This is a genomic window from Shewanella sp. Pdp11, from assembly GCF_002838165.1.
Lineage (GTDB): Bacteria > Pseudomonadota > Gammaproteobacteria > Enterobacterales > Shewanellaceae > Shewanella > Shewanella hafniensis.
In genome coordinates this window covers 2,860,117-2,886,973 of record NZ_CP015194.1, presented here as the reverse complement: position 1 = coordinate 2,886,973, position 26,857 = coordinate 2,860,117, and the positions used below count along the sequence as shown (strand labels likewise).

Here is a 26,857-nt window from a genome sequence, read left to right as displayed (position 1 = left end):
AAGCCAGTTAGCCTTGGCTTTTCTTCTCGAGCAAACTGACTAGCTCTTCATATTTTGGCCCTTGTCCAAATTGCGGCAAGGCCACTGCAAAAACCACGATTCCAAAGGCCATATAAATGGCGAATTCATTGACCCACAAGCCAGATATCGTCAGCCCAGTACCCAGCACGACTAATACAATCACAGCTAATCGCACTTTCTGCGCCATCTGTACTTTTCGCTTAGCCGATGCAATTAATGCTATTTCAGTTTCGCTAAACAACATTTTCCAATCCTTGTTAAGTTTTACGTGCATTAAATCACAGACAAACAAAAAGCCGCAATAGCGGCTTTTTTGCTTAACTTGGAGCTGGGTTAACTCAAACTAATATTAGTCGTTAAAACATTGAAACAAAGAACGCGCTGAAAAATAAAGCAATTACAACTGTAGTGCCTAAGGCCATTTTAACTTCGGTGTTCATCATTCACTCTCCTAGTTGGTATGGCTGTATTATCGTCAACCTCGCGGTAAAATCCCATGTTTGTCTCTGTGTTTTGTGAGCAACAGCCAATTTATCGGCAATTTTCTTATCACAATCCGCAAATTCGCCCGTCGACAGCCAGCGCTTTCCTATCCTAACCAATCGAATTGATCAAGTGTGATAAAAACACCATGGATGAGATTTGTGGTCATGCGCAGAGACATTTTTGATATACTCCCCACCGTAATCTATTTAGAGAGAGGACCTATGTCGCAACTATTACACACTATGATCCGCGTCGGTAACTTAGAACGCAGTATTGCTTTTTATACTGAAGTGCTCGGCATGAAACTACTTCGCACCTCTGAAAATCCAGAATACAAATATTCTTTAGCTTTCGTAGGTTACGGTGAAGAGTCCACAGGCCAAGCCGTGGTTGAACTGACCTATAACTGGGGCACTGACAAATACGATTTAGGCACTGGCTTTGGCCACTTAGCGATTGGTGATGAAGATATCTACGCCCGTTGCGATGCTATTGCCGCTGCAGGAGGCAAAGTAACACGTGCACCTGGTCCAGTCGCAGGTGGCACCACAGAGATTGCCTTTGTTGAAGATCCAGACGGTTATAAAATTGAGTTCATTCAAATGAAGTCAGCGACTCAAGGTTTAGGTTAAGTCTTGTCACCTGAGCAAGAAGATTAACTAAGCTAGATTAAGTGAGCAGAACTGTTCTGCTAAATGATAAATGCCGAATCTTGATTCGGCATTTTTGTTTTTATACTTTTATTTTGCGTTAAGCACAAAGAAACGTGACACAAGCCAGCAATTCACCACTCGCGCCATACGTTTAAGCTGATTTTATCGACGCTTTCTCTTGTCCACTAGTCGTCTTTTTCACGGTTTTACTCATCCCATTACGGCTGAGGATGCGCTTAAGCCAAGGCGTACGCCACAGCAGCAACACACTAAAACCAACGATATACAGACTTGGCTCGATGATTTCCGATTTTACCGACCAGTAAAAATGGATTGGCGCTAATATCGCGACTAAATACACCCCATTATGCAAGGTCTGCCAACGACGCCCCATCTTACGCATCAAGGCTTTAAACGAAGTGATCGCCAAAGCGGTGACGATAAGATAAGCCACAGCGCCGACTAAAATATACGGCCGTTTTACCACCTCGCTAAACAGTAATTCCCAAGCAAATAACAGATCTAAACTAAAAAACGCCAAGATATGCAAAGTGGCATAGGCAAACACATATAAGCCCACTAAACGGCGAGTCTGCATCAACAGCCCTTGCTTAGTCAGCTTGGCAATGGGTGAAATCAGCAAGGTCGCCGCTAAAGCATTTAACGCACCTATGCCTGTGTAGTGAATAATATGCTGCACAGGATCGCCGCCCGCACGGCCTAACACGACAGTGAGCACTAGGTAGACGATGGGCACTAAACCCAGCAAATGAAATAACGCTTTTAGCCAAAACAAGTGCTTAGCGGTTAATCTGAACATAGGTCATCCCCGCTAAATGGCATATTTTCAAACAAACCAAACATCAATAGTTTTTCCTCAGATCCATGCCGTCATACAGTGAAGCCACAAACTCGCCGTAACCGTTGAACGGCTGGGTATCGATGCGGGTTGCTGAGAATAATCCCCCTTCGCCGATACGACGTTCACTGGCCTGTGACCAGCGTGGATGATCCACCGCCGGATTCACGTTGGCATAGAATCCATATTCATGCGGAGCAAGTTGATTCCAACTTGTTGGCGGCTGTTTATCCATGACGCGAATTCGCACTATCGATTTAATGCTCTTAAAGCCATATTTCCACGGCACTACTAAGCGAATGGGTGCGCCGTTCTGCGGCGGCAGGGTTTTGCCATACAAGCCAACCGACATTAAGGTTAAATCGTTCATGGCTTCAGCTATCGTCAAGCCTTCAACATAGGGATAATGAATACCACCGCCCATTAATCGGCTCTTCTGCCCCGGCATTTGCTCGGGATCAAAAGCGGTTTCGAAGGCGACATACTTGCCCTTGCTGGTCACACCGACTTTTTTCAATAATGCCGCCAGCGGAAATCCCACCCAAGGGATCACCATGGACCAAGCTTCAACGCACCGCAGACGATAATTACGCTCCTCAAGCGGGAACATTTTAGTCAGATCATTAAAATCTAAGGTTATGGGCCGTTCGACTTCACCTTCAATACGCAGTTGCCAAGGATCAACTTTAAAGCCTTGGGCATTATTGAAGGGATCTTGCTTATCCGTACCAAACTCGTAAAAGTTATTGTGCTGCGTCACTTTATCAAGCGGGGTTAACACATCGGCATCACCGTATTGCTTATTGGTTTGAAACGTCAGTGGTGTCGTGATAAATGAGGACTTAGGTTGATCGCCAAATAGATCGAACAATCCGGCCTGCACGTAACCGGGCACACTGGCACCAATAGCACCAAGCCCCATGGCTTTCACAATCTGCCGGCGCGAGCGAAACACCGCTTCAGGTGTCACTTGGTTGTCTTGCATGTGCCACTGCGCTTTTTTAAGAATACCTGGGGTAAAACGGGAATGTTTAGCCAATTGACACCTCTACCATCCAATGATTAACGCCACCGAGTCGCGATAAAATCTTATCTGGCGCTCGTCTGTATCGCTCACTTCTATGCTCACCTTAATATAGACAGGTAAAAGCCAGAAAAACTTTCCACCCGCGAATAAATTCACCTTAAACGTATAAGACTTGCTCATTCAAGCATTAAGCGCAGATATAGTTGATTAAAGGGCTTGAAGCCTGTTAGGGGGCATGCGAACCTAAGCGCCAAAGCTAAAGGAGTGCTATTGATCATGCTATTTTCTCAATCTTTTTCCGTCGCCGAAATCATCGGCCTTCTCGCCATCGCCTTCTTAGGCCTGTTGATCGGTGCCCTGCTTAACCAAAGACTCACCCGCCAACGCTGGCAACAACATAAAGACCAACTTGAGCAAGAGATGCGTCAAGTGAATGAAGATGCTGAATTATCCTTAGCACAGCAGCAAATTTTGGTCGATGACAAAGAAGCGCAACTACGTCAATACCAACAGCGCCTTGAGCTCAAAATTGAACAATTAGGTAAAGCCGAGGCCCTAGCCGAACGCGTACCCACCTTAGAACAACAATTGAATGACAGCCAGCGCCGTCAGTTAGAAATTCAATTGGCGCTGTCGAAATCCAATGCCATGCAGCAAACCATTCAAGCCAAGGCCGATGCCCAGCAAGAATCACTGCAGGATAAAATTGCCAGCCTAGAATCGGCCGAAGTGCGCTTACAAACCCAATTTGAAAACCTCGCCAATCGAATCTTTGAAGAACGTAGCGAAAACTTTAAGCACCAAAATGCCAGTCAACTCGAAGGCGTGCTTGGGCCATTGAAACAACAGCTTGAAGGATTCAGACAGCAAATTCGTGAATCCTACACCCACGAACAGTCCGAGCGCAGCGCCCTTAAACATCAACTTGAGCACCTCAGAGATCTCAATCTGAAGATGAGCCAAGATGCAATCAACCTGACCAAAGCGCTTAAAGGTGATAACAAGCAGCAAGGTAACTGGGGTGAAGTGATCCTCGATCGCGTGCTGCAGGAAAGCGGCCTACGTGAAGGCCATGAGTACCATACCCAGCAAGATCTCAAGGACGACAACGGTAAGCGCTTTAAGCCGGATGTGATTGTGCATCTGCCAGAAAATAAAGACGTGGTCATCGATGCTAAAATGTCCTTAGTCAGTTATGAGCGTTACTTCAACAGTGAAGATCCTGCCCTACGCCAACAGGCGATTAATGAGCATGTGATCTCGATTCGCAGTCACATTAAGGGCTTGAGTCAAAAGGATTATCAACATCTGCACGGTCTTAAGAGCCTCGATTATGTGTTGATGTTTATTCCTATTGAACCCGCATTTTTACTGGCGTTAGAGCATGATCCTAGCCTAGTCAATTTTGCCCTTGAGCAGAATATCATGTTGGTGAGCCCGACGAATTTACTGGTGGCCCTGCGCACCATTAACAATATTTGGCGCTACGAATATCAAAACCAACACGCGCAAACCATTGCTAAGCAAGCGGGTCGAATTTACGACAAGTTATGTGGTTATATTGAAGACATGGAAAAACTCGGCCGCGCCTTAGATAACGCCGAAAAAACCTATCACAGCGCCATGAACAAGCTGTCATCGGGCAAAGGCAATCTAGTGCGTCAAGCCCACTTAATGCAGCAACTCGGGGTCGATACCAGTAAACAGCTGGATAAAATGCTGTTAGAAAAAGCGCTTAATGAAGCCCAAGACGACAACGATACACAGGATGACGCGGAGCAGACGCTGCCGCCAACGCGCGATCCTAAGGACACAGAACTCGAACCCGCATAAATCCAGAATGAGATAGAGAGTTGAGAGACTGAGTTGATTACAAATTTGAAAAACCTAATTGATTAATAGAGTTAAACACTCACCAATAACCTTGAATCGATACGGACATGTCGATTGATACCTTGATGCCCGGAGGCAAACGCTCCATGTGCAAAGCCGTGATGAATGTGGTTATATCCAGCGCAATATTGCTCGCAGGCGCCTTGAATGCCCCTTCTGCATTCGCGTTAACGCCAACGCAAAAAACTTTCCTTGAGGCCGAAAAAGCCTTAAAGAAACAAGACTATGAAGTCTATAAACCCCTTCGAGCAAAATTAGGTAATTATCCGCTCGCGATTTATTTAGACCATGATATCGACATAGGCGATCTCAATGGTTTGCATGGCGCTGCGGCAAAAAATCTGATTGATAAGTATCAAACCACGCCTATGTACAACAGGTTAAGGTCTAAATACTTAAACAATGCGGGAACCCAAAAACGTTGGAATGATTATCTTGCGATAAGTCCTGATGCCCCTACCGACATCCGCCTGCAATGTTATTACTACGAGGCAAAACTCGCCAAGGGCGATGTAAAGACGGCTTACGCTGCGGCGCAATCACTGTGGGTCTTTGGTAGTTCGCGGCCAAAGGAATGTGATCCCCTGTTCAATGCTTGGACCAAAGCAGGTAAACGCACTCAAGATGTGATCTGGGCGCGGATGATGCTGAGTTTTGAAACTGGCGAAACCAGTCTGCTGAGCTTTTTATCCCAGAAAATCACCACCCATAACAACGAAGCAAAGCGTTTAGTCGCTGTCTATAAAGATCCAAACAGCCTACGCCATACCGAAAAGTTTAAGGATAAAAATCCGATTGTCGGCGACATAGTCGCGGCGGGATTAAAACGCCTTGCCCGCAAAGATCTCGACCAAGCCATCAATTTGTATGAACGGTATCAAAAGGCCAATCGTTTTACGCCAGCACAAGCCCAACAGCTGGATAAATACTTGGTTCGCCGCATCTTAATCGAACAAGATGATAGCCATAAAAGCTATGTTGACAATGTGCTGGCCGAGCTGAAAAGTGACGACTTATTTGAACGCCGCTTAAGATGGGCCATTCGCGATCACGACATGCGAAGCATTGCCCGTTACTTGAACTTGCTGCAACCAGAAACCTTAGCTAAAGAACGCTGGCAATATTGGCTCTATCGCACAAATGCCAAAGATGCGCCTGAAAGTGCCACTAAGGCTCTTGCGACAATCAGCAATGAACGTAATTTTTACGGTTTTGCCGCCGCACAATTTTTAAATAAACCCGTCTCGCTGAATCAAAGCCCAGAGCCTATCGTCGACGCCAGCAGCCAAAAATTAACCGATGATCTGGGTTTTGTGCGGGTGCAAGAGCTGATGGCGCTGGACCGTTATTTCGATGCGCGCTATGAATGGATTTCGCTACTAAAACGCAGTGACAATACGATGCGAGCCCGTTACGGCCGTTATGCCCATGAGCAAGGCTGGTATGATTTCGGCGTCGAAGCCAGCATACAAGGTAAGTTGTGGGATGACATTCCCCTGCGCTTCCCGATGGCGCACCAAGAAGGTTTTGAGCATGCCAGTAAAAAGCACAAAGTCAACATAGATGAGATTCGCGCGATCAGCCGCCGCGAGAGCGCGTTTTATCTGTACGCGACCTCAGGCGTGGGTGCCCGCGGCTTAATGCAAATTATGCCAGCAACCGCTAAAGCAACCGCCAAAAAACATGGGGCCAGATATAGCGATCCTAAGGATCTTTATAGCGCCGAGCTTAACCTCAACCTTGGCAGTGCTTACTATGCCCAGTTGTTAAAAGAGTTTAACCAGAACCGTATCCTCGCCACAGCCGCCTACAATGCTGGCCCGTCACGAGTGCGTCGCTGGTTAGCAAATTCAGATGGCAAACTCGATGCTATGGGCTTTATCGAAGCCATTCCCTTCACTGAGACCCGTGAATATGTGCAAGCCGTTTTCAGCTATCGATTGATTTATGAAGCGCAGGAGCAAAAAGCGCAGCCATTATTCAGCGAAGCCGAACTGAAGTTTGCTTACTAAGTCGCAACCTAAAATGGAACTCGATATTCAGCAGTATCGAGTTCCTACTTTTCAGCATACCCTAAGATAATGCTCATGCTTTAACCGCCTAAAATTCTTAATGATATTCTCTAAATTCAAATCATTAGCAAAGCGAATAATTATTCAGCAATCACGCCGTTTTATCGCAAACTTGTTTGCACTGCGAGTGATTAAATGCGAATAATTAGTATTAATGCATTAAGACTCCCATTAGGCCCATGATTAACCTTAGCTCGTTAACACTTAGCTGCGAATACCAACCCTTTGTCGATCCCCATACGTTAGCCATCGACGGCTATGAAGCCTTAGCGCGTTTTTATCTACCTAATGGCGATGCGGTTGCACCCAATATCGTGTTCGAGCAATTGCATGAATACACAGATTTGCTCGCCGCCGTTGAATATCAAGCCAAGGCATTTCAACTCACTCACGCGCCCAGCCAGCAGCGTATTTTTATCAATGTCGATCCCCACGCAGTCGATGGGCCACATACTGCCAAGCTTATAAAGCTGCTATCGCAATACCAGCAAATTACGGTCGAGATCATTGAAAACACTTGCATTAGCGATGCTCAGCTGGCCAATCAGTTATTTGGCCAATTTAAACAAGCGAATATCCAAGTGGCGCTCGATGATATTGGCGCGCCCCACTCCATGCTTTGTGTTGATTTGATGATGAATGTGGATTATCTCAAGTTCGATCGCCATTGGTTAACGCACATCACGCATCCTGAAGGCGTCCAGTTACTCATAGCGCTGATTAACTTTGCCAAACAAACCAATAAACAGTGCATTCTAGAAGGCATAGAAACCGAAACCCAGCTAGCGTTTGCGCGAGACATAGGCGTCGACTTAGTCCAAGGATTTTTATTTAAATCTTGGTTTATTCGCCCCAGCCGCAGTCAAACGCTGTGTCTTGCCTAAATCCAAGCGCTAACCTTTGACTTGGTGCCACCAGCACACGCAAGCCTAAACGTCATTCAGTCGAGTAATTGATTTCGCACTAGAAATGCCACTGGATAAGCAGGCGATGATCCGCCATAGTGGTTAAGCTTATCTGCTTTCGCATGCACTTTCAGTTACGCTTTTAAATGTATTAGGAGTTGCCCGTGGCACAATCTGGGATCAGCGAATTACTACAACAACTCGAACAAGTGTTACTGGGCAAACCAAGGCAAATTCGGCTTGCTTTGGCCTGCATTCTCGCCCGCGGCCACCTGTTGATTGAAGATTTACCCGGCATGGGTAAAACCAGTATTTCCCATGGCATAGCCCAAAGCTTGGGCTTGAGTTACCAAAGAATTCAATTTACCAGCGACATGCTGCCCGCTGACATTCTCGGTGTGTCGATTTTTGATAAACATCAAGCGCAATTTATCTTCCATCCAGGGCCGATTTTTAAGCAGATGATCTTGGCCGATGAAATTAACCGCGCCAGCCCTAAGACCCAAAGCGCCTTGCTTGAAGCGATGGCCGAACAACAAATTTCCGTCGATGGCATCACCCACAGATTGCCCAATCCTTTCTTTGTGATCGCAACTCAAAACCCCACCGATCAATCCGGTACATTTTCGCTACCAGAATCGCAGCTCGACCGGTTTATGATGCGTCTGTCTATTGGTTATCCAAGCCACGATGCTGAGCTCGCTATGCTTAAGAGCAATCATAACCACTTAACCTTAGATCAATTGCCCCAATGCCTGACACCGATGGCCTTAATGCAACTGCAAGAGCAGTGCGACAAAGTCAGCGCTTCCGATGCCTTACTCAATTATATTTTGGCCTTAGTGAGTTTTTCCCGTAGCCAAAGTGACAGCGTGGGGTTATCGCCCCGCGCTACCAAAGCCCTATTGCAAGCCGCTAAGGCATGGGCTTTTTTAGCGGGCCGACATTATTTAGTTCCCGAAGATGTGCAAGCGGTATTTTGCTGCGTGGCGGAGCATAGACTCAGAACCAGTAGCCAATTACAGGGCGAAGCCCTATCCGAGCGAATTCTGGCGAGCGTTAATCCCATCATGTAGCGAGCCGCTGCCATGAACAATATTGTGAAGGCATTCATTAACTGAGCAATAAAATCGAGCTGTTAAAGCAAGCCATTCAATCAAGGAAGTGATGCAAAAGTGAAACGACTGATACGCCCAACTTTCGTGCCGACTTTAGAACCGATTTGGCAGCGTTGGTTAGCGAGGCGTTTGCCACCGAGTCCTGAAATCACCTTAAGCCATCGCAGTATTTTTATTCTGCCGAGTGGTTTCGGTTTAGTTTGGCTCGGGTTGGTTTTACTCTTATATCTATTTGGTACTAACTATCAAAATAATTTAGTCATTGGCCTTAGTATCTTACTCCTAAGCCTGTTTAATACCTGTATTCTCTACAGTTACAAAAATCTGGCGGGTCTACATTTACGCGCCATGACGCCGCCCGAAGTCTATGCGGGCGAAACCTTAACTTTTCCTGTCCTCATCAGCACCCATCATAGTGGTCATAACATCCAGCTAAACTATCCGGATAATCGCACTTATACGGTGCAGAACGTCGGCACAGATGAACAGCAAGCGCTCGTACCTTTTGAATACCATCGGCGGGGCCAAGTGTCACCGGGGCGGCTCAAAATTGAATCCTTTTATCCCTTAGGGCTGTGCCGCGCTTGGTCCCATGTGGATTTGGGCATCAGCCACTTAGTCTTTGCCCAGCCGATTGAAGCGCCGCTGCAGCTTGAGGCTGATCATTCACAGTCGGAGCACGATCCCCTGTTACTGGCGGGTAAACATGTGTCGGGTATCAATGAGTTTAAAGGCCTTAAACCCCATGTGCTCGGCGAATCCCTTAAGCAAGTGGCGTGGAAGCAGTGGGCACAAGGTCGCGGTATGTTGAGTAAAGAGTTCCAACAGCCCCAAGGCGATCCCGTTTGGTTAAGACTCAGACCGGATGCTAAACGGCTCGAAACCCAATTGAGTCAATTAAGCTGGCAAATCAATAAACTCACGCAACTCGAACAGTATTTTGGCCTGCATCTGCAAACACAAATGGGCGAGGATATATTGATCGCGCCCTCTATCGGTCATAGCCATAGAATCGCCTGTCATAAAGCCCTCGCCTTGTATCCCCAGCTAGCGCCGTCAGCCGTTAATTCGTCATCAGCGGTGAAACACTCGAATAAAACGGCTAAAACCACCAGCAAGAAACGTCATATCCCGACTACGAGGGAACAGGTATGACATTAACGGCCAGCAGCACGACACCGCAAATTGGCGATAATATCAGCCGTCAGACTTTATTTTGGTTATTGATCACCAATATCGCCGTACTCAGCCCGCTATTTGATAAAACCACGCCTTGGACCTTAGGCATTTGCGCAATTTGTTTGCTGTGGCGTGTGGGGATTTATGTCGGCAAAGTGGCAAAGCCGCCGCGTTTTCTGGTCACCAGTCTTGCGATCGGCGCCGCAACCACATTAGCACTCGTGTCCAAGGAAATTGGCTTACTCAACGCACTCGTGAATCTGCTGCTGTTAGGTTATGCCTTAAAATACATTGAAATGCGTAACCAAAGGGATGTGCGGGTTGTCGTCCTCGCGGGCTATTTTATTATCGCGCTGACCTTTATTGATCACCAATCCTTACTCAATACCGCGCATTTGCTTATGGTGACGTTGATCAACACCTGCGTGCTCGTGACCCTGTATCAAGATAAACACTCCCTAAAACACACGGCGTGGCTCGGTGGTAAATTTTTACTCCAGAGTGTGCCCCTCGCGCTGCTGTTGTTTTTGGTGTTACCGCGTTTTGCGCCGCTCTGGTTAGTGCCCAACATGAAAGAAGCGCAAACGGGCTTGTCCGATAGTCTGGCCATTGGTGATATCGGTAAGCTCACCCGTTCGACCGAGCTGGCCTTTAGGGCGAGTTTTACCAATGCGGCGCCCATTAATGCTGAATTATATTGGCGCGCTCTGGTGATGGAAAACTATGACGGTATGACTTGGCGTCAGGAGGAAGGCATTAAAAAGCTGCAAAAAGATGCGCTGCTGTTTCCGCCCTCACGGCCCAGCCCCGCTTTGATGCTTAATAGTCCAGCTTCGACAGTCACCAGTCCTGACGCTGTGACCAATAACCCTGATTTAATGGCCAATGATCCTGATTTAACAAAGAGCCCCGCTTCGATAAGTCGCGAAGGTCAAGATACTGCAAAACAAGGCAAGCTAAACAATAAGCTGAGTCTTCGTTACCAAGTGATTGCTGAGCCGAGCCATCAGCCGTGGTTATTTGGTCTCGATGTGGCCTACAGTCAAGATGATAGTGTGGTCAATATGCCCGACTATCGACTGTTAGCGCTGCGCAATGTCGATCAGCGAATGAGTTATCAAGTGGAGTCTTGGCCCAAAGCTAAGATGGATCTCAGGCTCTCGGCGCGGCAAAGACAGATTAACCTCGAACTGCCGAGTAACAGTAATCCACGAACTTGGGCGCTGGCCGAGCAATTCAAGACTCAATATCCCGAGCCTAAGCCACGACTCTGGGCCATGATGCGCCACTTTAATACCGAGCCTTTTTTCTACACTCTCACGCCGCCTCCCCTTGGGCCGCAGCAAGTGGATGATTTTCTATTTGAAAACAAAGCCGGATTTTGTGTGCACTATGCCGCCGCCTTCATTGTTATGGCGCGGGCCACAGGTTTACCCGCACGTATGGTTACAGGTTATCAGGGCGGCGAATTTAATCCGCAAGCGGGTTACTACAGCGTGTATCAATATATGGCCCACGCATGGGCAGAGGTTTGGCTCGAAGGTGAAGGTTGGGTGCGTTTCGACCCCACCGCTATGGTAGCTCCCGATCGTATCGAGCAAGGTTTCGACGCCCAGTTTGATCCCGCACTGAGTTACCTGCAGGAAAGCCCTTTTAGTAGCTTACGCTTTAAATCTATGCCTTGGCTCAATGAGTTAAGGCAACGTTTTGCCAGCATAGATTATTACTGGAGCGTGTGGGTATTGGGTTTCAATCAAGATAGGCAGAATCAAGTGCTCAGCGGCATCTTAGGTGATGTGACTAACACTAAAATCGCGGTATTTATGGGGCTGTGTATCAGCCTTATTGTGCTCTATATCGCCTACAGTGCGGGGCTGTTACATTTTAGCACTCAGGGCGATCCTATCAGCCCCCGCTATCAACAGATCTGCAATCGCCTCGCCCGCCATGGTATTAAGCGTAATGACAGTGATGGGCCAAACCAATTTGCGCAGCAGATTATCGAGCAATACCAACACAGTGCACCACAGCTTTGTTCGCTTATGCACACCTTGACTCAAAGTTATGTGGCGCTGAAGTATCAAGATTTACCGGCTGATGACTATCAAGCGCATTTAACAAAATTTAAAGCGGCGGCGAAGCAACTGAATTGGTTATTGCTCAGGGCAAAGGTGAAAAAGAAATTCACGCTAGCCTAGCATTGGTAAGCTGAGCATTAGCCGACCAAGTTTCACCAGTTTAAGGCTCAGTAAACGCCTAAAATTGCGGGTTAATTTCACAGAAGCAGCAATAGTGTTGAATCTTATAAATCAAACACATAGAATTGTTTTATTGTCACCATGCCGAGTTGCACATGCTAAAGTTAATCCAGTCCAATCAGATGGAAGTGCTCTGCGCCCATTTAGCCGCTTACCTGACCCAACCCCTTGCTTTTGCACGTCTACTGAGTAACGAGCATATTCTGGTGCAGAGTCCCGGCATGTCCACTTGGCTGCGCCTCGAAATCGCCAAACAAAATGGGATAGCCGCCGCATTGGAATTCCCGCTGCCATCGAGTTTTACTTGGCAGTTGTGCCATGACTTATTGCCCGATGTGCCCAAAGACAACGCCTTCACTAAGGCGGCGATGACCTGGAAGCTGATGCAACTCTTACCGCGCATGTTGCAAAATGACGCCTTTGGGCCGTTGAGACACTATCTAAGTCATCAGCAATCCCGCACAAATGCCGCCGATACAAGTGAACTGCACAACACCCGTGATATGACGGCTGACGACATTAAGCTGTACCAACTCTGTGGTCGGATTGCCGATATCTTCGACCAATACTTAGTGTATCGCCCCGATTGGATTTTAGCCTGGGAGCAAAACGAGCACCCCGACTCACTCACCAAACCGCTGAATGAAGACCAACGCTGGCAACCCATTTTATGGCGCGCGCTGATTGCCTTTAACCGTGATGAGCTTAATCAAAGCCATTACCACAGGGCCAATCTGCACAGCGACTTAATTGCCGCGCTGAATAATCCCGACACGTCACTCGCCAAATTACCGCAACGCCTATTTGTGTTTGGCATTTCCTCGATGGCGCCGCAAACCCTAGAGGTGCTTTACCATCTGGCAGGCCGTATCGATGTGATCGTGCTGGGCTTAAGCCCGTGTCAGCACTATTGGGGTGACATTGTTGATCCCCGTAATCGTGCCCGCATGGCGGTGCAATATGCAGGTAAACGCCAATTAGCCGAACTGTGGGAAGATAAACTCGAAGTGGGTAATCCGCTGCTTGCCAATAACGGCAAGATGGGCCGGGAATTACTCGATATGCTGCTTGAGCTCCCCGCCGAACACTGCGACTTTGGCGATGATGTGTATTGTGAGCCCTGTGACGATCCCAACTCGCCGCACAGTCACGCCAGCATGCTCCACGGGGTGCAATACGATATTTTAGAGATGCAAACCTTAGACAGAGTGCTAGGGCCTGATGCCGAGCTGTATCAGAATGCCGAGAACAGACGCCTGCTTAAGCGCGACGATGAATCCATTCGAGTCAAGAGTTGTCACAGTCCACTGCGGGAAGTCGAAACCCTGCACGATCACTTGCTTGAGTTACTCAGCAACCATGCAGACCTGACACCCAAAGACATAGTGGTGATGATGCCCGATGTCGCCGCCTACGCGCCCTATATCGATGCTGTCTTCTCGGCGAAGCAAGGCCTGCATTATATTCCCTACGCCATTGCCGACCGCGGCGCGGCGCAGGAATCACCGCTCATCAATAGCTTTTTGAATTTACTCGGGATTAATCAGAGCCGTTTTGGTCTGACCGACATTTTGAGCATACTCGAAGTGCCCGCCATTTTGCGCCGTTTCCAGCTCGATGACGATGAATTGCAACTCATCCGCCGCTGGTTAGATGAAGCGGGCGTGCGCTGGGGCCGCGATGAACAAAGCCGCCTTAAGCAAGGTGTGCCAGCATTTGAGCAAAACTCCTGGGCCTTTGGTATTAAAAGGCTGATTTTAGGTTACGCCTTGAGTGACGATGCGCCGCTGTACCAAGACCATTTGATCGTGACTGGTATCGAAGGCCAATCGGCGCAGGCGCTGGGTAAGCTACTCAATTTTATTGAAGTGCTCGATGAAACGGCGCAAATACTCGCCTTGCCGCAAGTGGGTGCCCTGCGCTTAGCGGAATTAACTGATTTGCTGGATGCTTTTTACGACACAGATGAAGACGAGCGCGAGCAGTTACAGGAAATCCGCGATGCCATTGCCGCCCTAGAGCAAGAGTTACTGTCGGCGGGCAAGCCCTTAGATTCAAACTCGTTAGATACAAGTATGTTCGAGACGCTAGCCCAACAGAGCATAAGCGGACTTAGCCTCAGTATCGAAGTGCTGCAACAATGGTTTAATCAACGCTTAACCGAATCTCGGGTCGGCCAGCGTTATCTTGCGGGGAGCGTGAATTTTTGTACCTTGATGCCGATGCGCTCTATCCCCTTTAAGGTCGTGTGTTTACTCGGCATGAATGATGGGGTGTATCCTAGGGTTCAGCATCCCGTCGGCTTTGATTTAATGGCGCATTTCGGTGCCCGTAAAGGCGATCGTTCCCGCCGTCTCGATGACAGATATTTGTTTTTAGAAGCCTTATTGTCGGCGCGCGAGCAACTGTACATCAGCTATATCGGTCGCAGCGAACGGGATAACTCGGAGCGTATCGCCTCTATGCTCGTCTCTGAACTGATTGAATATTGTCAGCTGTGCTATTTGCCTGAAACGCTAGTGGCTCAATCGCAAAACACTTCAAGCCCCATAGACCCAGAAGATGCTGAAAAAGCCCTCTATAACGCGATCGTCAGCCACCAGCCGCTGCAACCCTTCGATCCTAAGTTGTATCAGTCCACAGTAAAAAATAGCGACAAAGATGGCTCAAGCATAGGCCAAAGTTACAGCCAGCAATGGTGTCCACCCAATGCCGACGCAGCGGGCACACATGCGGGGCGCTTTATCGGCGCGCAAACGCGCATCATGCTCGAAGCAGATGAGCAAGGCTCAATACCAGATACAGAAGCACAGCCAGCTTCTGTGCACGCAACGCAAAGCAAGCAAGTGGATGTGTCCGCCCTGATCCGTTTCTTTCGAAATCCGGCGCAGTACTTCTTCAACCGTACGTTAAAAGTCGATCTCAGCCTTAATATTCAGGCCGATGATAATGACGAGCCCTTTAGCTTGAATGCGCTAGAGCGCTATATGTTACAGGCCAAGTTACTCGACGATGCCATAGGCCAAGGTCAGACTGAGCCCGATATCGAGCTGATTAAACGCCTCAAAGCCAGTGGCACTTTGCCCATGCAGCCCTTCGATGATTTGCTACTGCGCCAATATCAGCATGATATTAAGCCTTTGATTGGCAGAACCTTGTTCCTCAAGGGAGAACAAGCCAGCAGCCATGCGGATATTAAACTCGTGTTTGACTTGCCCATCACGGCGGGTAAATCCCAGCAAGTGTTACTGCAAGGCCGTATCGATGACTTAAGCCCTAAGGGATTAGTGAATTACCGCCCTGGTAGCGCCCACGGCCGCGATGTGCTTAGGTTGTACCTTCGCCACCTGTGTTTAATGGCAATGGGCCACACACATGCAAGCTATCTACTCGACATGGGGCATTTTCACGCCCTAGCGCCAATCACAGCTGGGCGCGCCCATGCGTTACTGGCCGATTTGCTGCTGCTGTTTTATCAAGGTCAGCAATACCCACTGTGTTTTATGCCGCGCACCTCACTGGCCTACGTCAGCTGCGAGGGTGAGCACGATGAGCGTTTGCAGCAAGCGTTACCTGAATGGCTGGATGAGCAGAGTCAATTAGGAGAAGGGAACGAGCCCCATTATCAGCGCTTATTCAGCTTCCCGCGGGATTTCGCTGAGGATAGCTTTGGCGCATTAGCCGAGCGCATCTATCGCCCTATGGTGAGTTTATATCTCAAAGACACACTGGCTCAGCTTGAGGAATTTGCGCTGAACGATGGCATGACCCAAGGCCAAACACCCGATGTACAAGCGACTGACACACGAGCGACTACAGCACATTTGAACCGCAATAGCGCACAGGGAGAGCAAGCATGAGTGAACAGATGCCGTTGAACACGCAAGCCTTACAGGCTGCACCACAAGCGCTTGATCCTCTCACTCTGCCCTTTGGCGGTAGTCGTCTTATTGAGGCCAGCGCTGGCACAGGTAAAACCTACACGATTTCAGGTCTTTACTTACGCTTATTGCTTGGTGATGGCATTCCTGCGCCGCTCACCTGCGAACAAATTCTCGTAGTCACCTTCACCAATGCGGCCACCGAAGAGTTAAGAGATCGTATTCGCCGGCGTATTCAAGTCGCCTTTAAGTGCTTCTTAGGGCTAACGATTGCCGATCCCTTTGTACAGGCGTTGTATGACAACACCCCAGAGAGTGAACGCGCCATTGCCTTGAGACGGTTCGATCTCGCCCTTAAATCCCTCGATGAAGCAGCAATTTTTACCATTCACGGTTTCTGTCAGCGAATTTTATCGGATCTCGCCTTTGAGTCCTCCCTGCTGTTCGAATCGGACTTTACCTTGGACGACAGCGAATTTTTGCACCATGCCGTGCGGGATTTTTGGCGTGAGGCCTGTTATCCGCTGCCCGATTACTTAGCGCAAATCATTGCCAAGGAATTTGGCGAGCCCGATGGTTTAGTCAAACAGTTGCGACCGCTCCTTGGCGCTAGTCAAGCAAAGCCTCTGAAACCCGCGCTTAAGTTTGATGCCTTAGCCCTGTCACTACGCCAAAGTTTAGAGCGCTTTAAATTAGCTTGGCCAAGGGAACGCGATGGCTTATTGGCATTGCTACACAGTTTGCCACTCAACGGCACCCGCTTTGGCAAAGCAACGGATAAGTACCCCAAGCTCGCCGCCATGTTCGATGCATTAGATAACTGGCTCGCCTTCGGTCATGGGTTGCCGCCGCTGAAAGAGTTAGAAGCCTTATCGCTGTCTGAGTTAAAACTCAACAAGGGCGGCGTCATCCCAAGTGTGAGCGAAGCACCGCTGATGGATCATATGGAGCAACTCGCCATATTGATTGCCGCCATTAAACCGGCATTTTTGTATAGTGCGAAACTTGGCATAAGCGAGCGATTTGCCCAGCAAAAACAACAAAAAAATGTGCTGACCCCAGATGACTTACTCACGACATTAGCGAACGCACTACATGCCAATAATGAAACCTTGCCCAAAGCCGTGGCAACACGTTTCCCCGTCGCGCTTATTGATGAATTCCAAGATACCGATCCGCTGCAATTTGCGATCTTCTCTGGCATCTACCAAGACCGCTACTCGTTTGAACAGCAAGGCAAAAACGATATAGAAAATAAGCTCAGCCTATTGATGATTGGCGATCCTAAGCAAGCCATTTATGCCTTTCGCGGCGCCGATATCCATACCTATATTGAGGCCCGTCATCATACGCAGGCCCACTATCATCTGGATACCAACTACCGCTCAAGCGCAAACATGGTTGCTGGGATCAACCATCTGTTTAGTCAGCATAATGATCCTTTTATCAGTCAATCGATCCCCTTTGATAGCGTGAAAACGCCCAGCAGTGCTAAAGGGAAAATCCTCACTGAAAAAACCGCCAATCCAGCCGCCTTAAGATTAAGACTCTTAAGCGAAAGCGCAGAAAACGGCCTCAACAAAACCACGGCAAGACACTTGCTCGCCGAAGACGCGGCGGCACAAATTACCCGTTTACTGACAGATGCGGCCAATGGCAAATGCCACAGCCCGAAAGGGCCTTTGATCGCTAAAGACATCGCTATCCTAGTGCGGGATCGCAACGAAGCGGCAGTGATGAAAACCGCATTAAGTAAATGCCACATAGGCGCGGTGTTTTTAAGTCGCGACAGTGTGTTCGATACCCTTGAAGCGCGGGAAATGGCGTTAATTTTGCGCTCTCTAGCGAACCCAAAAGATGAACGGGCACTGCGCAGCGCCCTAGCCACGGCATTATTGGGCTATAGCGCCGAGCAAATTCATGCCTTTAACCAAGATGAAGAACACAGACAGCTGTTATTAGAGCAATTTTTTAACTTGCACCAAGTGTGGCAAAAACGCGGCATCATGCCCGCGCTACTCAGCCTTGCCAATAGCACTAAACTGATTGACCGTTTACTGCACACCGCCAGTGTAGAGGTAGATGCTCAAGAGCAAGATGCCACAAACGGTGAGCGTCGCCTGACGGATTTTCGCCACCTTGCCGAGCTATTACAACAAAAGGCCACCGAACTTGATGGTATGAGTGCCCTGCTCAATTGGTATGAACAGCAACTGATTGATAACACAGGCACCGATGAACAGCAGCTGCGCCTTGAGAGCGAGCAGAATCTGGTGCAGATCGTCACTATCCATAAGAGTAAGGGTCTTGAGTATCCCGTATGTTTTGTGCCCTTTGTCAGCCTAGCCCGCGACAATCGCCGCCGCCCTACGCCTATGCTGTACCACAGAACCAACGATGCAGGTGAGCAAGAGCTAGTGTGGGATATCGAAGGCACGGATGACGGTTGGGAGCGCGCAAAACAAGAAACCTTAGCCGAAGACTTGCGCCTTTTGTATGTGGCGCTCACTCGCCCTGTGTATTTGTGTTACTTCTATATCGCCAACCACAGTCGTCAGCTTAAAAATGGCCTTAAAAGTCAGCTGCATGAAACCGCTATCGGCTATTTGCTCGGCATAGGCGACTCAGAATGTGACTTTGCCCGTATCTGCAATGCTGCGCAGCAGCTCGCTCAAGATGTGGAAGCCATAAGTATTGATAAGGTGCCCGATGACATAGACGAGCGCCCATTGCCCTCAAGCCAAGACATAGCGCAAATACTTAGCGCGAAAACCTTAACCCGCCAATACAGCACGCCGTGGCGAGTCGGCAGTTATTCAGGCCTAGTTAAAAATACCAGCCATGGCAAAGCCGCTCCGGGTGCCGATGATGAAACGTTAGGTACGCTTGAATATACGGCTGCGCAAACACTCTCTATTCCTAATGAGGCAAGCCATGAGCTGCAGGATGGCATGCTCAATCGCTTTAACTTTGAGCGCGGCGCCAATGCCGGTAGCTTTATGCATTTAGTGTTAGAAGAGATTGATTTTACGCAGGCAGAAATCGACTTACCGCTGCAATTGCCTAAAGCCATGTTGCAATACGGTATCGCACCCGAGTGGCAAACGGTATTGCACACTTGGTATCTGGATGTGCTGCATGCGCCGCTTGGGCTCATGCCGACAACAGTGTCATCAACAACAGTGCAAACGACAATGCCTTCAACATCGGCCTTAGAAAATCATTCCAAGACACCCAAACCTGAGCATCCTGATTTGTGCTTAGCCAAGTTATCGCCACAGGATACCTTAGTCGAAATGGAATTTTATTTACCCTTAAGCGAACTTAAGGATACTGAGCTCAATGCGCTACTGCAGCAGTTTGGCTATGAGTCGACACTTAAGTTTGATGATCTCAAGGGCATGCTCAAGGGCTTTATCGATTTAACCTTTGAATACCAAGGGAAATATTATATCGCCGACTATAAGTCGAATCATTTAGGCGACAACATCAATGCCTATCATCAGAGCGCGTTGCAAAGTGCCATAACCGATCATAGGTACGATTTGCAGTACATCCTCTACTCATTGGCGCTACACAGGTATTTGAGTTTACGCCTGCCAAGTTATGACTACGACAGCCATATCGGCGGTTGTTATTACTTGTTCTTACGGGGAATGTCGGCTCAGTATCCCGGCTACGGTGTTTATTACGACAAGCCGCCGAAGGCACTTATCCTCGCGCTGGATTCACTATTTAATGACAATTTATTTCACAGTAGATTAGCTGGTGCAATCGATACAGGAGTCACGGCATGATGCGCTCAACCCAAGGGCTAAAGGCACATTCACTCACAGCCGCGAAATGGATAGATCATGGCGCAATCCAGCTTAGCGCGCCGCTGCCAGAGCTTTTAAAGCTGTGGGAGCAAGAACGACTGCTTACACCGCTCGATCGGCATTTCGCACTCGAAATGAGCCGCTTGCATCCAAGTGACAGCCAACATCCCTTGTTTATTTTGCTGTGTGCGCTATTAAGCCAGCAATTATCTTCACAGCACAGTTGCCTAGTGCTCGCCCATATCGTGCCGCTTAATCCTATGGCCGAGCAAAATAGCCATTGTAAAATCAGCTTAAGCCTAGAAGCGCTCACCGAGACCTTGCAAACCTTTGATGCCGTCGGTCAAGCGGGCAGTAACAAACCACTTATTTTTGATAATGGCAGACTCTATTTGCAGCGTTATCATCAATTTGAAACCTCAGTGGCCGCTTCGTTAATCCGCCTATCGGGAAGCGTATCTAAACACTCTGAAGAGGTAAGCCACCAAGAGCAAACTCAAACCGCTAAGTTGCGGTCACTGCTAGATCAACTGTTCCCCGCCACTGTGAGCGCTCCCCATTCACTCACTACCAATGTACTCACTACCAGTGTAATCACTAAAAGTGATAGCACACAAAGCACAGCACCCATTGATTGGCAAAAGGTTGCCACGGCCACTGCGCTGGGTAAAAAACTGGCGGTGATCACTGGTGGCCCAGGTACGGGCAAAACCACCACTGTGACTAAGCTTTTGTTATTGCTACAAATGGAATCACAGCAGGAAATTCGTTTAGTCGCGCCAACGGGAAAAGCGGCGGCTCGCTTAAGCGAATCAATCAAAGCCTCAAAAGCGCGTCTGGCGAAGGAACTCAGCGCCCATACTGATGTTGTCGATGAAGCTCGCAATAGAAATAATCAAGACTTTTTAACGGCACTGGGGCGCATTCCAGAGGAAGCATCAACCCTACACAGACTGCTTGGGGTGATCCCCAATTCGCCGCACTTTCGCCACCATCAAGGTAATCCGCTTAGGCTCGACTTATTAATCGTCGACGAAGCCTCTATGGTCGATTTGCCCATGATGTATAAGCTGCTGAGCGCACTGCCTGAGCACGCCAGTTTGATTTTACTCGGCGATCAGGATCAACTCGCCTCGGTTGAAGCCGGCGCTGTGCTCGCCGATATTTGTGCGGGCCTGAAAATACCAGTAGAACCCAATAACCTTGCGCAAAATAACACAGCATCTAACAACTCTGCTCTGTGGCAAATGCGCTATTCCAAGGAGCAAGCTGAGCGTCTGAGTGCGTTAACGGGGTTTGAGTTAACACCCTATATCAGCGACGCGCCTAAACTTGGCGATAGCTTGTGTATGCTAATGCACAGCCACAGATTTAAAGGCGATGCAGGGATTGGACAACTTGCGAGCGCCGTTAATCGCGCAGATCTTCAAGGTATTTTGCAAGTATGGCAACAGGGACCCGCAGAATTAAGCTGGTTAGAACACAGCATGGCTGTAAGCCAAACCCAAGCCAAAGTGAGCGAGCCTGCTAATAATATGGGACTCAATTTACTGCTAGAGCAAGCCTGCCAGCAATATGGTATTTATCTCAGCGCCTTGAATAGCGATGTAAACATTAGCGATGAAAGTCATAGTGATTTAAGTAAGCGTCCAAGCACAGCTGAGATCATAGAAAGCTTTAACCAGTACCGCATTTTATGCGCCATGCGCTCGGGCGATTATGGGGTTGAAGGCATCAATCAGTATGTAACTCAAGCACTGGCCAATGCCAAGCTGATTAAACCGCTACAGGAGTTTTATCTGGGTCGGCCGATTATCATCCAAAGCAATGACTATAACTTAGGCCTGTTTAACGGTGATATCGGATTGATTTTGCAGGATGAAGATAAACCCGAACGTTTAATGGCGCACTTCATCAAGGCCGATGGCAGCCTGCTAAAAGTCTTGCCAGCCCGTTTGCCCAGCCATGAAACCTGTTACGCCATGACAGTACACAAAAGCCAAGGCAGCGAATTTAGCCGTGTGGCCTTAGTGCTGCCACCGAGCCCCAGCTTAGCCCAATGGCAACTGCTGACTAAAGAGTTGGTTTACACCGCCATCACCCGCGCTAAAGTGCACTTTACCTGCTTAGGTACCCAGCACGTATTCGAGCGGGCCAGTAGCCAAGCCACTCAACGCGCATCGGGTCTTGCTGACAGGCTTTGGGGTTAAGTTAGGTTAAGTTAGGTTCGTTTAACTCAAGACTAAGCTGTAACGGAAAGAGGTTTTGGTAAACCCTATACTTTCATAGTATTGCTGTGTGGCAATGCGCTGGGTCGATGTAGTGAGTTCGAGTAACTGACAGGCTTCTTGTCTTCCCCGCGCTTTAGCAAAATCAATCAGCTGAGTGCCGATGCCCTGACCTCGCATATCGGCATCCACTACTATCGCCGTAATGCGACAAATACGACTCAAAGCGGGGAAATAATCAAAGAACATCAAGGCCATCACAGCAACAAGTTGCGGCTCACCCAGCGCATTGAGTTGCTCGTATACCAGTAACTCATCAGTGCGAGAATGGGGATTATTTTGGCACTCGGTTAACGTCTTGGCTAACGCGGCCACAGGTAAAACATAACCTAGCTGCTCAAGTAGCAGTTGAATACTCTGTGCATCGTGTAACTGAGCTAACCGAATGTTTTTATTCATCATACAAATTTTACCCTCGTCATTTACCAAAACTCTTTACGATGACTTTCAACCAAGTATTCCCTACAACAATGCCATGTTGAAACGCATCCCGAATGCTAATTTTTTTCGCGGCTATTCATCGCAGCGAATAGTGACTCCACAATTGCAAGACATTGTCAGTTAACCCCACAAAAATCAAAATAAACTCGCCAAATGCATAAGCCCTTATTTGCAATGCGATCAAATGCGTTAAAATTCACCACTTAATAGCCGCCAGTCAGCAAAACCTTGCACTCATAGGGACAAGAAAACTAAGATGACAGCGGTTGTACTATAGGATGATGTTCGTATTGCCACAGGCCGATATCATCCGATTTTGCTCACTTTGAGGAATCACAATGTCTAAGATCAATCTGCTTTTGCTGTGCGGCGGCGGAAGTGCCGAACACGATATTTCATTAATGTCGGCCAACTATTTTGAAACCTCACTGGCAAAATCTGAGCAGTTTTCTGTGTTGCGCGTCGAGCTGGATAAATTCGGCCAGTACCGCACCGCCGCAGGTGACGACTGCGAACTGACCAATAGCCGCGAAATTCGCTTCCGTGATGAAAGCAAAACGCCATGGCCGGTCGATTATGTTATTCCTTGCATTCATGGCTATCCCGGCGAGACCGGCGACATTCAATCCTACTTTAATTTGATCCAACTGCCCTATTTTGGCTGTGAATCCGAAGCGAGCAGCAACTGCTTCAATAAGATCACCGCTAAAATGTGGTTCTCTGCCTTAGGTATTCCGAATACGCCGTATATTTTCCTGAATCAGTTCGATGATGCGGCAATTGAGCAAACCCAAGCAGCATTGGCACAATGGGGATCGATCTTCGTCAAAGCAGCCTCACAGGGTTCTTCTGTCGGTTGTTACAAAGTGGACGACAGCAATAAAGTTGCAGGCGTGCTCAAGGATGCGTTTGGCTATGCGCCCTATGTGATCGTTGAAAAAACCATAAAAGCCCGCGAGTTAGAAGTCGCAGTCTACGAGTACAATGGTGAAGTGGTGGCGACAGTGCCAGGTGAAATCATCTGTGATAGCAACACCTTTTACACCTTCGATGAGAAATACGCCAAAAACAGTAAAGCGCGCACCGATGTTGTCGCGCAGGATATTTCATTTGAGATCAGTGAACAGATCCGCGCCTATGCAATCAAGGCATTTAAAGGAATGAAGCTGCGTCACTTATCGCGCATCGACTTTTTCTTAACCGCGGACAATGAAATTCTATTGAATGAAATCAATACTTTCCCAGGTTCTACGCCGATTTCTATGTTCCCTAAAATGCTGCAAAATCACGGTCACGATTTTACGCAATACTTGAGCCTAGTGATTAACGGTCAGCTAACCGCTAAATCTTAACATTCATCAAGCTGACTCAGTGTGCACGCCTATACTCAGTGCAACACCCGTTTTCAGTCATAAAAGAGCGCCGAGGCGCTCTTTTTATTTGTTATTTTTCAACACTATATTCCTAAATATTGGATTATTAACTTACATCTAAACCCAATATATCAATCAGGCTGTCGCAGGTTAAGCCGCCCTCATATTTAGGTCAAACATCAAAGCTCCAATACCAAGAACCTAATGCAGCTCAGCTTGCTTTGCCAACAGCGCAAAGAAAGCGGCTTTTGGCATAGGTTTATAGAAAAGATAGCCTTGAATTTCTTGAATATGATTTGACATCACAAACTTGAGTTGGGACTCAGTTTCCACCCCTTCTGCCGTCACGGTTAACTCTAACGCATGGCTTAACCGCACTATGGCCTCCACCAACGCTTCGTGGCGCTTGCCTTCATCTAATCGGTCGATAAAACTCTTGTCGATCTTAATTTGATCGATAGGAAAATTAGCTAAATAAGATAGAGATGAGTAACCCGTACCAAAGTCGTCCAATGAAATGTTAATCCCCTTAAGCCGCAAACCATTCAGTACATCAATAAGATGTGTATGTTGCTTCATCAGCAAAGACTCAGTGATCTCAAGGGTTAACCTGTCGTAGGGGAAATCTGTTACTTCGAGTTGCTCGGTAATCTCAGCGAAGGAATCCACAAAGGCATCTTGCAGTTCATGGGACCAAAACTCAAAGGTCGACACATTTACCGATAAGTTAATCGGCCAATTATGAGCCTGCATCTCTAAGATGGTTTGCATAGCGCCAAGGCGCACATCTCGACCAATATCAACAATTAAGCCGCTATTCTCCGCGATAGGAATAAACTCATCGGGGGGAATGAATTGCCCTTCAAGCTGCCAACGAAGTAAAACCTCGGCGCGAACAATCAAACCTGTGGTCGCATTCACTATGGGCTGGTAATAAAGCTCGAAGGTCTGTTGATCGAGTGCCTGCTTAAGTTGATTATGAAGGCTGGCAATGCGCTCGGCATTGAGCTGCATTTGCTCAGTAAAAAAATGATATCGATTACGACCGTTAGCCTTTGAAATATACATGGCCTGATCGGCGCAATTTAACAGCTGCTCGAGATCGAGGGCATCTTCAGGAAAACGGGCAATCCCTATACTTACCGAACTATAAACACCTTTGCCATCGGCAAGTACATAACGTTTTGCCACATGCTTATTAATTGTTTCAGCAAGTTGCGCCAACTCTTTCTGATTAACTATCCCAGGTAATAGCAAGGCAAACTCATCACCGCCGAGGCGTGCAAACATCATAGTGTCATTGAGACATTCACAAATCTGCCGCACCACTTGCACTAATAATGCATCACCTTTGTCGTGGCCATGGGTGTCGTTAACTTGCTTAAAGTTATCTAAATCCATCAGCATAAAACTAAAGCCGGGCGTCAGACTGTCGGAGGTAATTAAGGATTGGATCTGTTTAAACAAGGCATTACGGTTAGCAAGCCCAGTTAGCGAGTCATTATTGGCCTGATACTTAATCAGCTGCGCCGCTTTTTTACGTTCGCTAATATCGGAAAATAACCACGCAAAACACGGCTGTAATCCATTAGGCTCTCGAAATGTGCTGACGATAAGGTCTAGATAAAACTCCTCACCATTGCCCCTTAAGCCAACCAATTCCCCCTGCCACATTTTATCCTGCGCTAAATGCTCAAATAGGCCGACTAACTCATTGGGTTGAGACGCAGACAAAAACATCTTAGGATTAAAGTTTGCTATATCAATATTTTGCGGAAGAACGATGTGTTTAAAAGCGGGGTTAGCATAGAGGACGGAATCATCAGAATTGGAGATAACCAACGCCAAAGGTAAGCGATCAAAAATTTTCACCGCTAAATGCTGAAACTCCATTGCCCGACTGCGCTCAATGGCCAAACTGGCTAATCGTGCCGCCTCTGAAATCAGCTCTAAATCAAGCTCTGTTGGGGACTTTATCGTATCGTAGTACATGGCAAATGTACCGAGCACTTTGCCTTGATTATCTTTGATAGGTTCAGACCAACAAGATTTAAGACCGGCGCGTAATGGCAGTTCTTTATAATTTTCCCAATAAGGATGTGTAGCTATGTCTTCAACGATAACACGCTTTGCGAAATACGCCGCTGTTCCGCAGGAGCCGACATTTGGGCCAATCTCGACCCCATTAATCGCTTGGTTGTAACTGTCGGGTAAATGGGGCGCAGCGCCTAACAACAAACGTTTGCCGTCACCGCTGAGCAGTAATATAGATCCACGAGTGCCTATCTTTTGCGCTTCGATTTTTAGCACTAAGGCGTGCAAGATTTCATGTAGCGGTGCGCCATTGAGCAGCATAGAGAGAATACTGCTATAGCAAGCTATGCTGACATTATGGGCGAGTTTAACATCAGTATGGTCGAGCAGACCTGGAAGATTAACGCCGTACGCCATAATTCCCTTACAAACAAAGTTGCAATATAAATACTGATTAACAATGTTAAGAATATTTATAACTTATTGGAAATTTTAGGCACTAATATTAACTAAGTAAACCCTGAATGAATGGCATAAAGGGCTTACTTTAG

At 47.8% G+C, this 26,857-nt stretch carries 16 protein-coding genes; 11 read left to right on the top strand and 5 right to left on the bottom strand.

Annotated elements, in window-relative coordinates:
- Positions 1–7: 7 nt before the first annotated feature.
- On the bottom strand, positions 8–265 hold the full coding sequence (locus AYJ58_RS12725; RefSeq protein ID WP_106650413.1) for a hypothetical protein: 258 nt from the start codon (positions 263–265) through the stop codon (positions 8–10).
- Positions 266–728: 463 nt separating this feature from the next.
- On the opposite strand from AYJ58_RS12725, the gene gloA reads away from it, so the two are divergent.
- Entirely contained in the window at positions 729–1,139 is a 411-nt protein-coding gene (gloA, locus tag AYJ58_RS12720) for a lactoylglutathione lyase (protein ID WP_106650412.1), read from the top strand.
- Positions 1,140–1,311: 172 nt separating this feature from the next.
- Here gloA and msrQ read toward each other — a convergent pair whose 3' ends face one another.
- A complete protein-coding gene (gene msrQ / locus AYJ58_RS12715; protein ID WP_106650411.1) occupies positions 1,312–1,980 on the bottom strand; it encodes a protein-methionine-sulfoxide reductase heme-binding subunit MsrQ in 669 nt (222 codons plus the stop codon).
- A gap of 43 nt (positions 1,981–2,023) precedes the next feature.
- A complete protein-coding gene (msrP, locus tag AYJ58_RS12710; protein WP_106650410.1) occupies positions 2,024–3,058 on the bottom strand; it encodes a protein-methionine-sulfoxide reductase catalytic subunit MsrP in 1,035 nt (344 codons plus the stop codon).
- A gap of 264 nt (positions 3,059–3,322) precedes the next feature.
- Here msrP and rmuC point away from each other — a divergent pair, with 264 nt between their 5' ends.
- From rmuC to recD, 9 genes are all read left to right on the top strand, one after another.
- Positions 3,323–4,879: a DNA recombination protein RmuC gene (gene rmuC / locus AYJ58_RS12705; RefSeq protein ID WP_106650409.1), complete on the top strand. Its 1,557-nt coding sequence runs from the start codon at positions 3,323–3,325 to the stop codon at positions 4,877–4,879.
- A 146-nt stretch (positions 4,880–5,025) separates the two neighbouring features.
- Positions 5,026–6,951, top strand: coding sequence for a transglycosylase SLT domain-containing protein (locus AYJ58_RS12700; RefSeq protein WP_106650408.1), 1,926 nt, complete (start codon positions 5,026–5,028; stop codon positions 6,949–6,951).
- A 239-nt stretch (positions 6,952–7,190) separates the two neighbouring features.
- Positions 7,191–7,895 carry an EAL domain-containing protein gene (locus tag AYJ58_RS12695; protein ID WP_106650407.1) on the top strand — a complete coding sequence of 235 codons (705 nt, stop codon included), beginning with the start codon at positions 7,191–7,193 and terminating at the stop codon, positions 7,893–7,895.
- Between the two features lie 185 nt (positions 7,896–8,080).
- Complete coding sequence (locus tag AYJ58_RS12690; protein WP_106650406.1) at positions 8,081–8,992, top strand: AAA family ATPase; 912 nt, start codon at positions 8,081–8,083, stop codon at positions 8,990–8,992.
- 99 nt (positions 8,993–9,091) lie between these two features.
- On the top strand, positions 9,092–10,189 hold the full coding sequence (locus tag AYJ58_RS12685; RefSeq protein ID WP_106650405.1) for a DUF58 domain-containing protein: 1,098 nt from the start codon (positions 9,092–9,094) through the stop codon (positions 10,187–10,189).
- Positions 10,186–12,411 carry a transglutaminase TgpA family protein gene (locus tag AYJ58_RS12680; protein ID WP_106650404.1) on the top strand — a complete coding sequence of 742 codons (2,226 nt, stop codon included), beginning with the start codon at positions 10,186–10,188 and terminating at the stop codon, positions 12,409–12,411. The genes AYJ58_RS12685 and AYJ58_RS12680 overlap by 4 nt, the downstream gene beginning before the upstream one ends.
- A gap of 155 nt (positions 12,412–12,566) precedes the next feature.
- Positions 12,567–16,331 (top strand): exodeoxyribonuclease V subunit gamma, encoded by a 3,765-nt coding sequence (gene recC, locus AYJ58_RS12675; protein WP_106650403.1) that lies wholly within the window; start codon positions 12,567–12,569, stop codon positions 16,329–16,331.
- Positions 16,328–20,149: an exodeoxyribonuclease V subunit beta gene (gene recB, locus AYJ58_RS12670; protein ID WP_106650402.1), complete on the top strand. Its 3,822-nt coding sequence runs from the start codon at positions 16,328–16,330 to the stop codon at positions 20,147–20,149. Before recC ends, recB begins: the two co-directional genes overlap by 4 nt.
- Positions 20,146–22,380 (top strand): exodeoxyribonuclease V subunit alpha, encoded by a 2,235-nt coding sequence (gene recD / locus AYJ58_RS12665; RefSeq protein WP_106650401.1) that lies wholly within the window; start codon positions 20,146–20,148, stop codon positions 22,378–22,380. The genes recB and recD overlap by 4 nt, the downstream gene beginning before the upstream one ends.
- A gap of 21 nt (positions 22,381–22,401) precedes the next feature.
- On the opposite strand, the gene AYJ58_RS12660 is transcribed toward recD, so the two are convergent.
- On the bottom strand, positions 22,402–22,860 hold the full coding sequence (locus tag AYJ58_RS12660) for a GNAT family N-acetyltransferase (RefSeq protein ID WP_106650400.1): 459 nt from the start codon (positions 22,858–22,860) through the stop codon (positions 22,402–22,404).
- 377 nt (positions 22,861–23,237) lie between these two features.
- Here AYJ58_RS12660 and AYJ58_RS12655 point away from each other — a divergent pair, with 377 nt between their 5' ends.
- Positions 23,238–24,251, top strand: a complete 1,014-nt coding sequence (locus AYJ58_RS12655; protein ID WP_106650399.1) for a D-alanine--D-alanine ligase — start codon at positions 23,238–23,240, stop codon at positions 24,249–24,251.
- Positions 24,252–24,473: 222 nt separating this feature from the next.
- On the opposite strand, the gene AYJ58_RS12650 is transcribed toward AYJ58_RS12655, so the two are convergent.
- A complete protein-coding gene (locus tag AYJ58_RS12650) occupies positions 24,474–26,723 on the bottom strand; it encodes a sensor domain-containing phosphodiesterase (protein WP_106650398.1) in 2,250 nt (749 codons plus the stop codon).
- Positions 26,724–26,857: the final 134 nt, after the last annotated feature.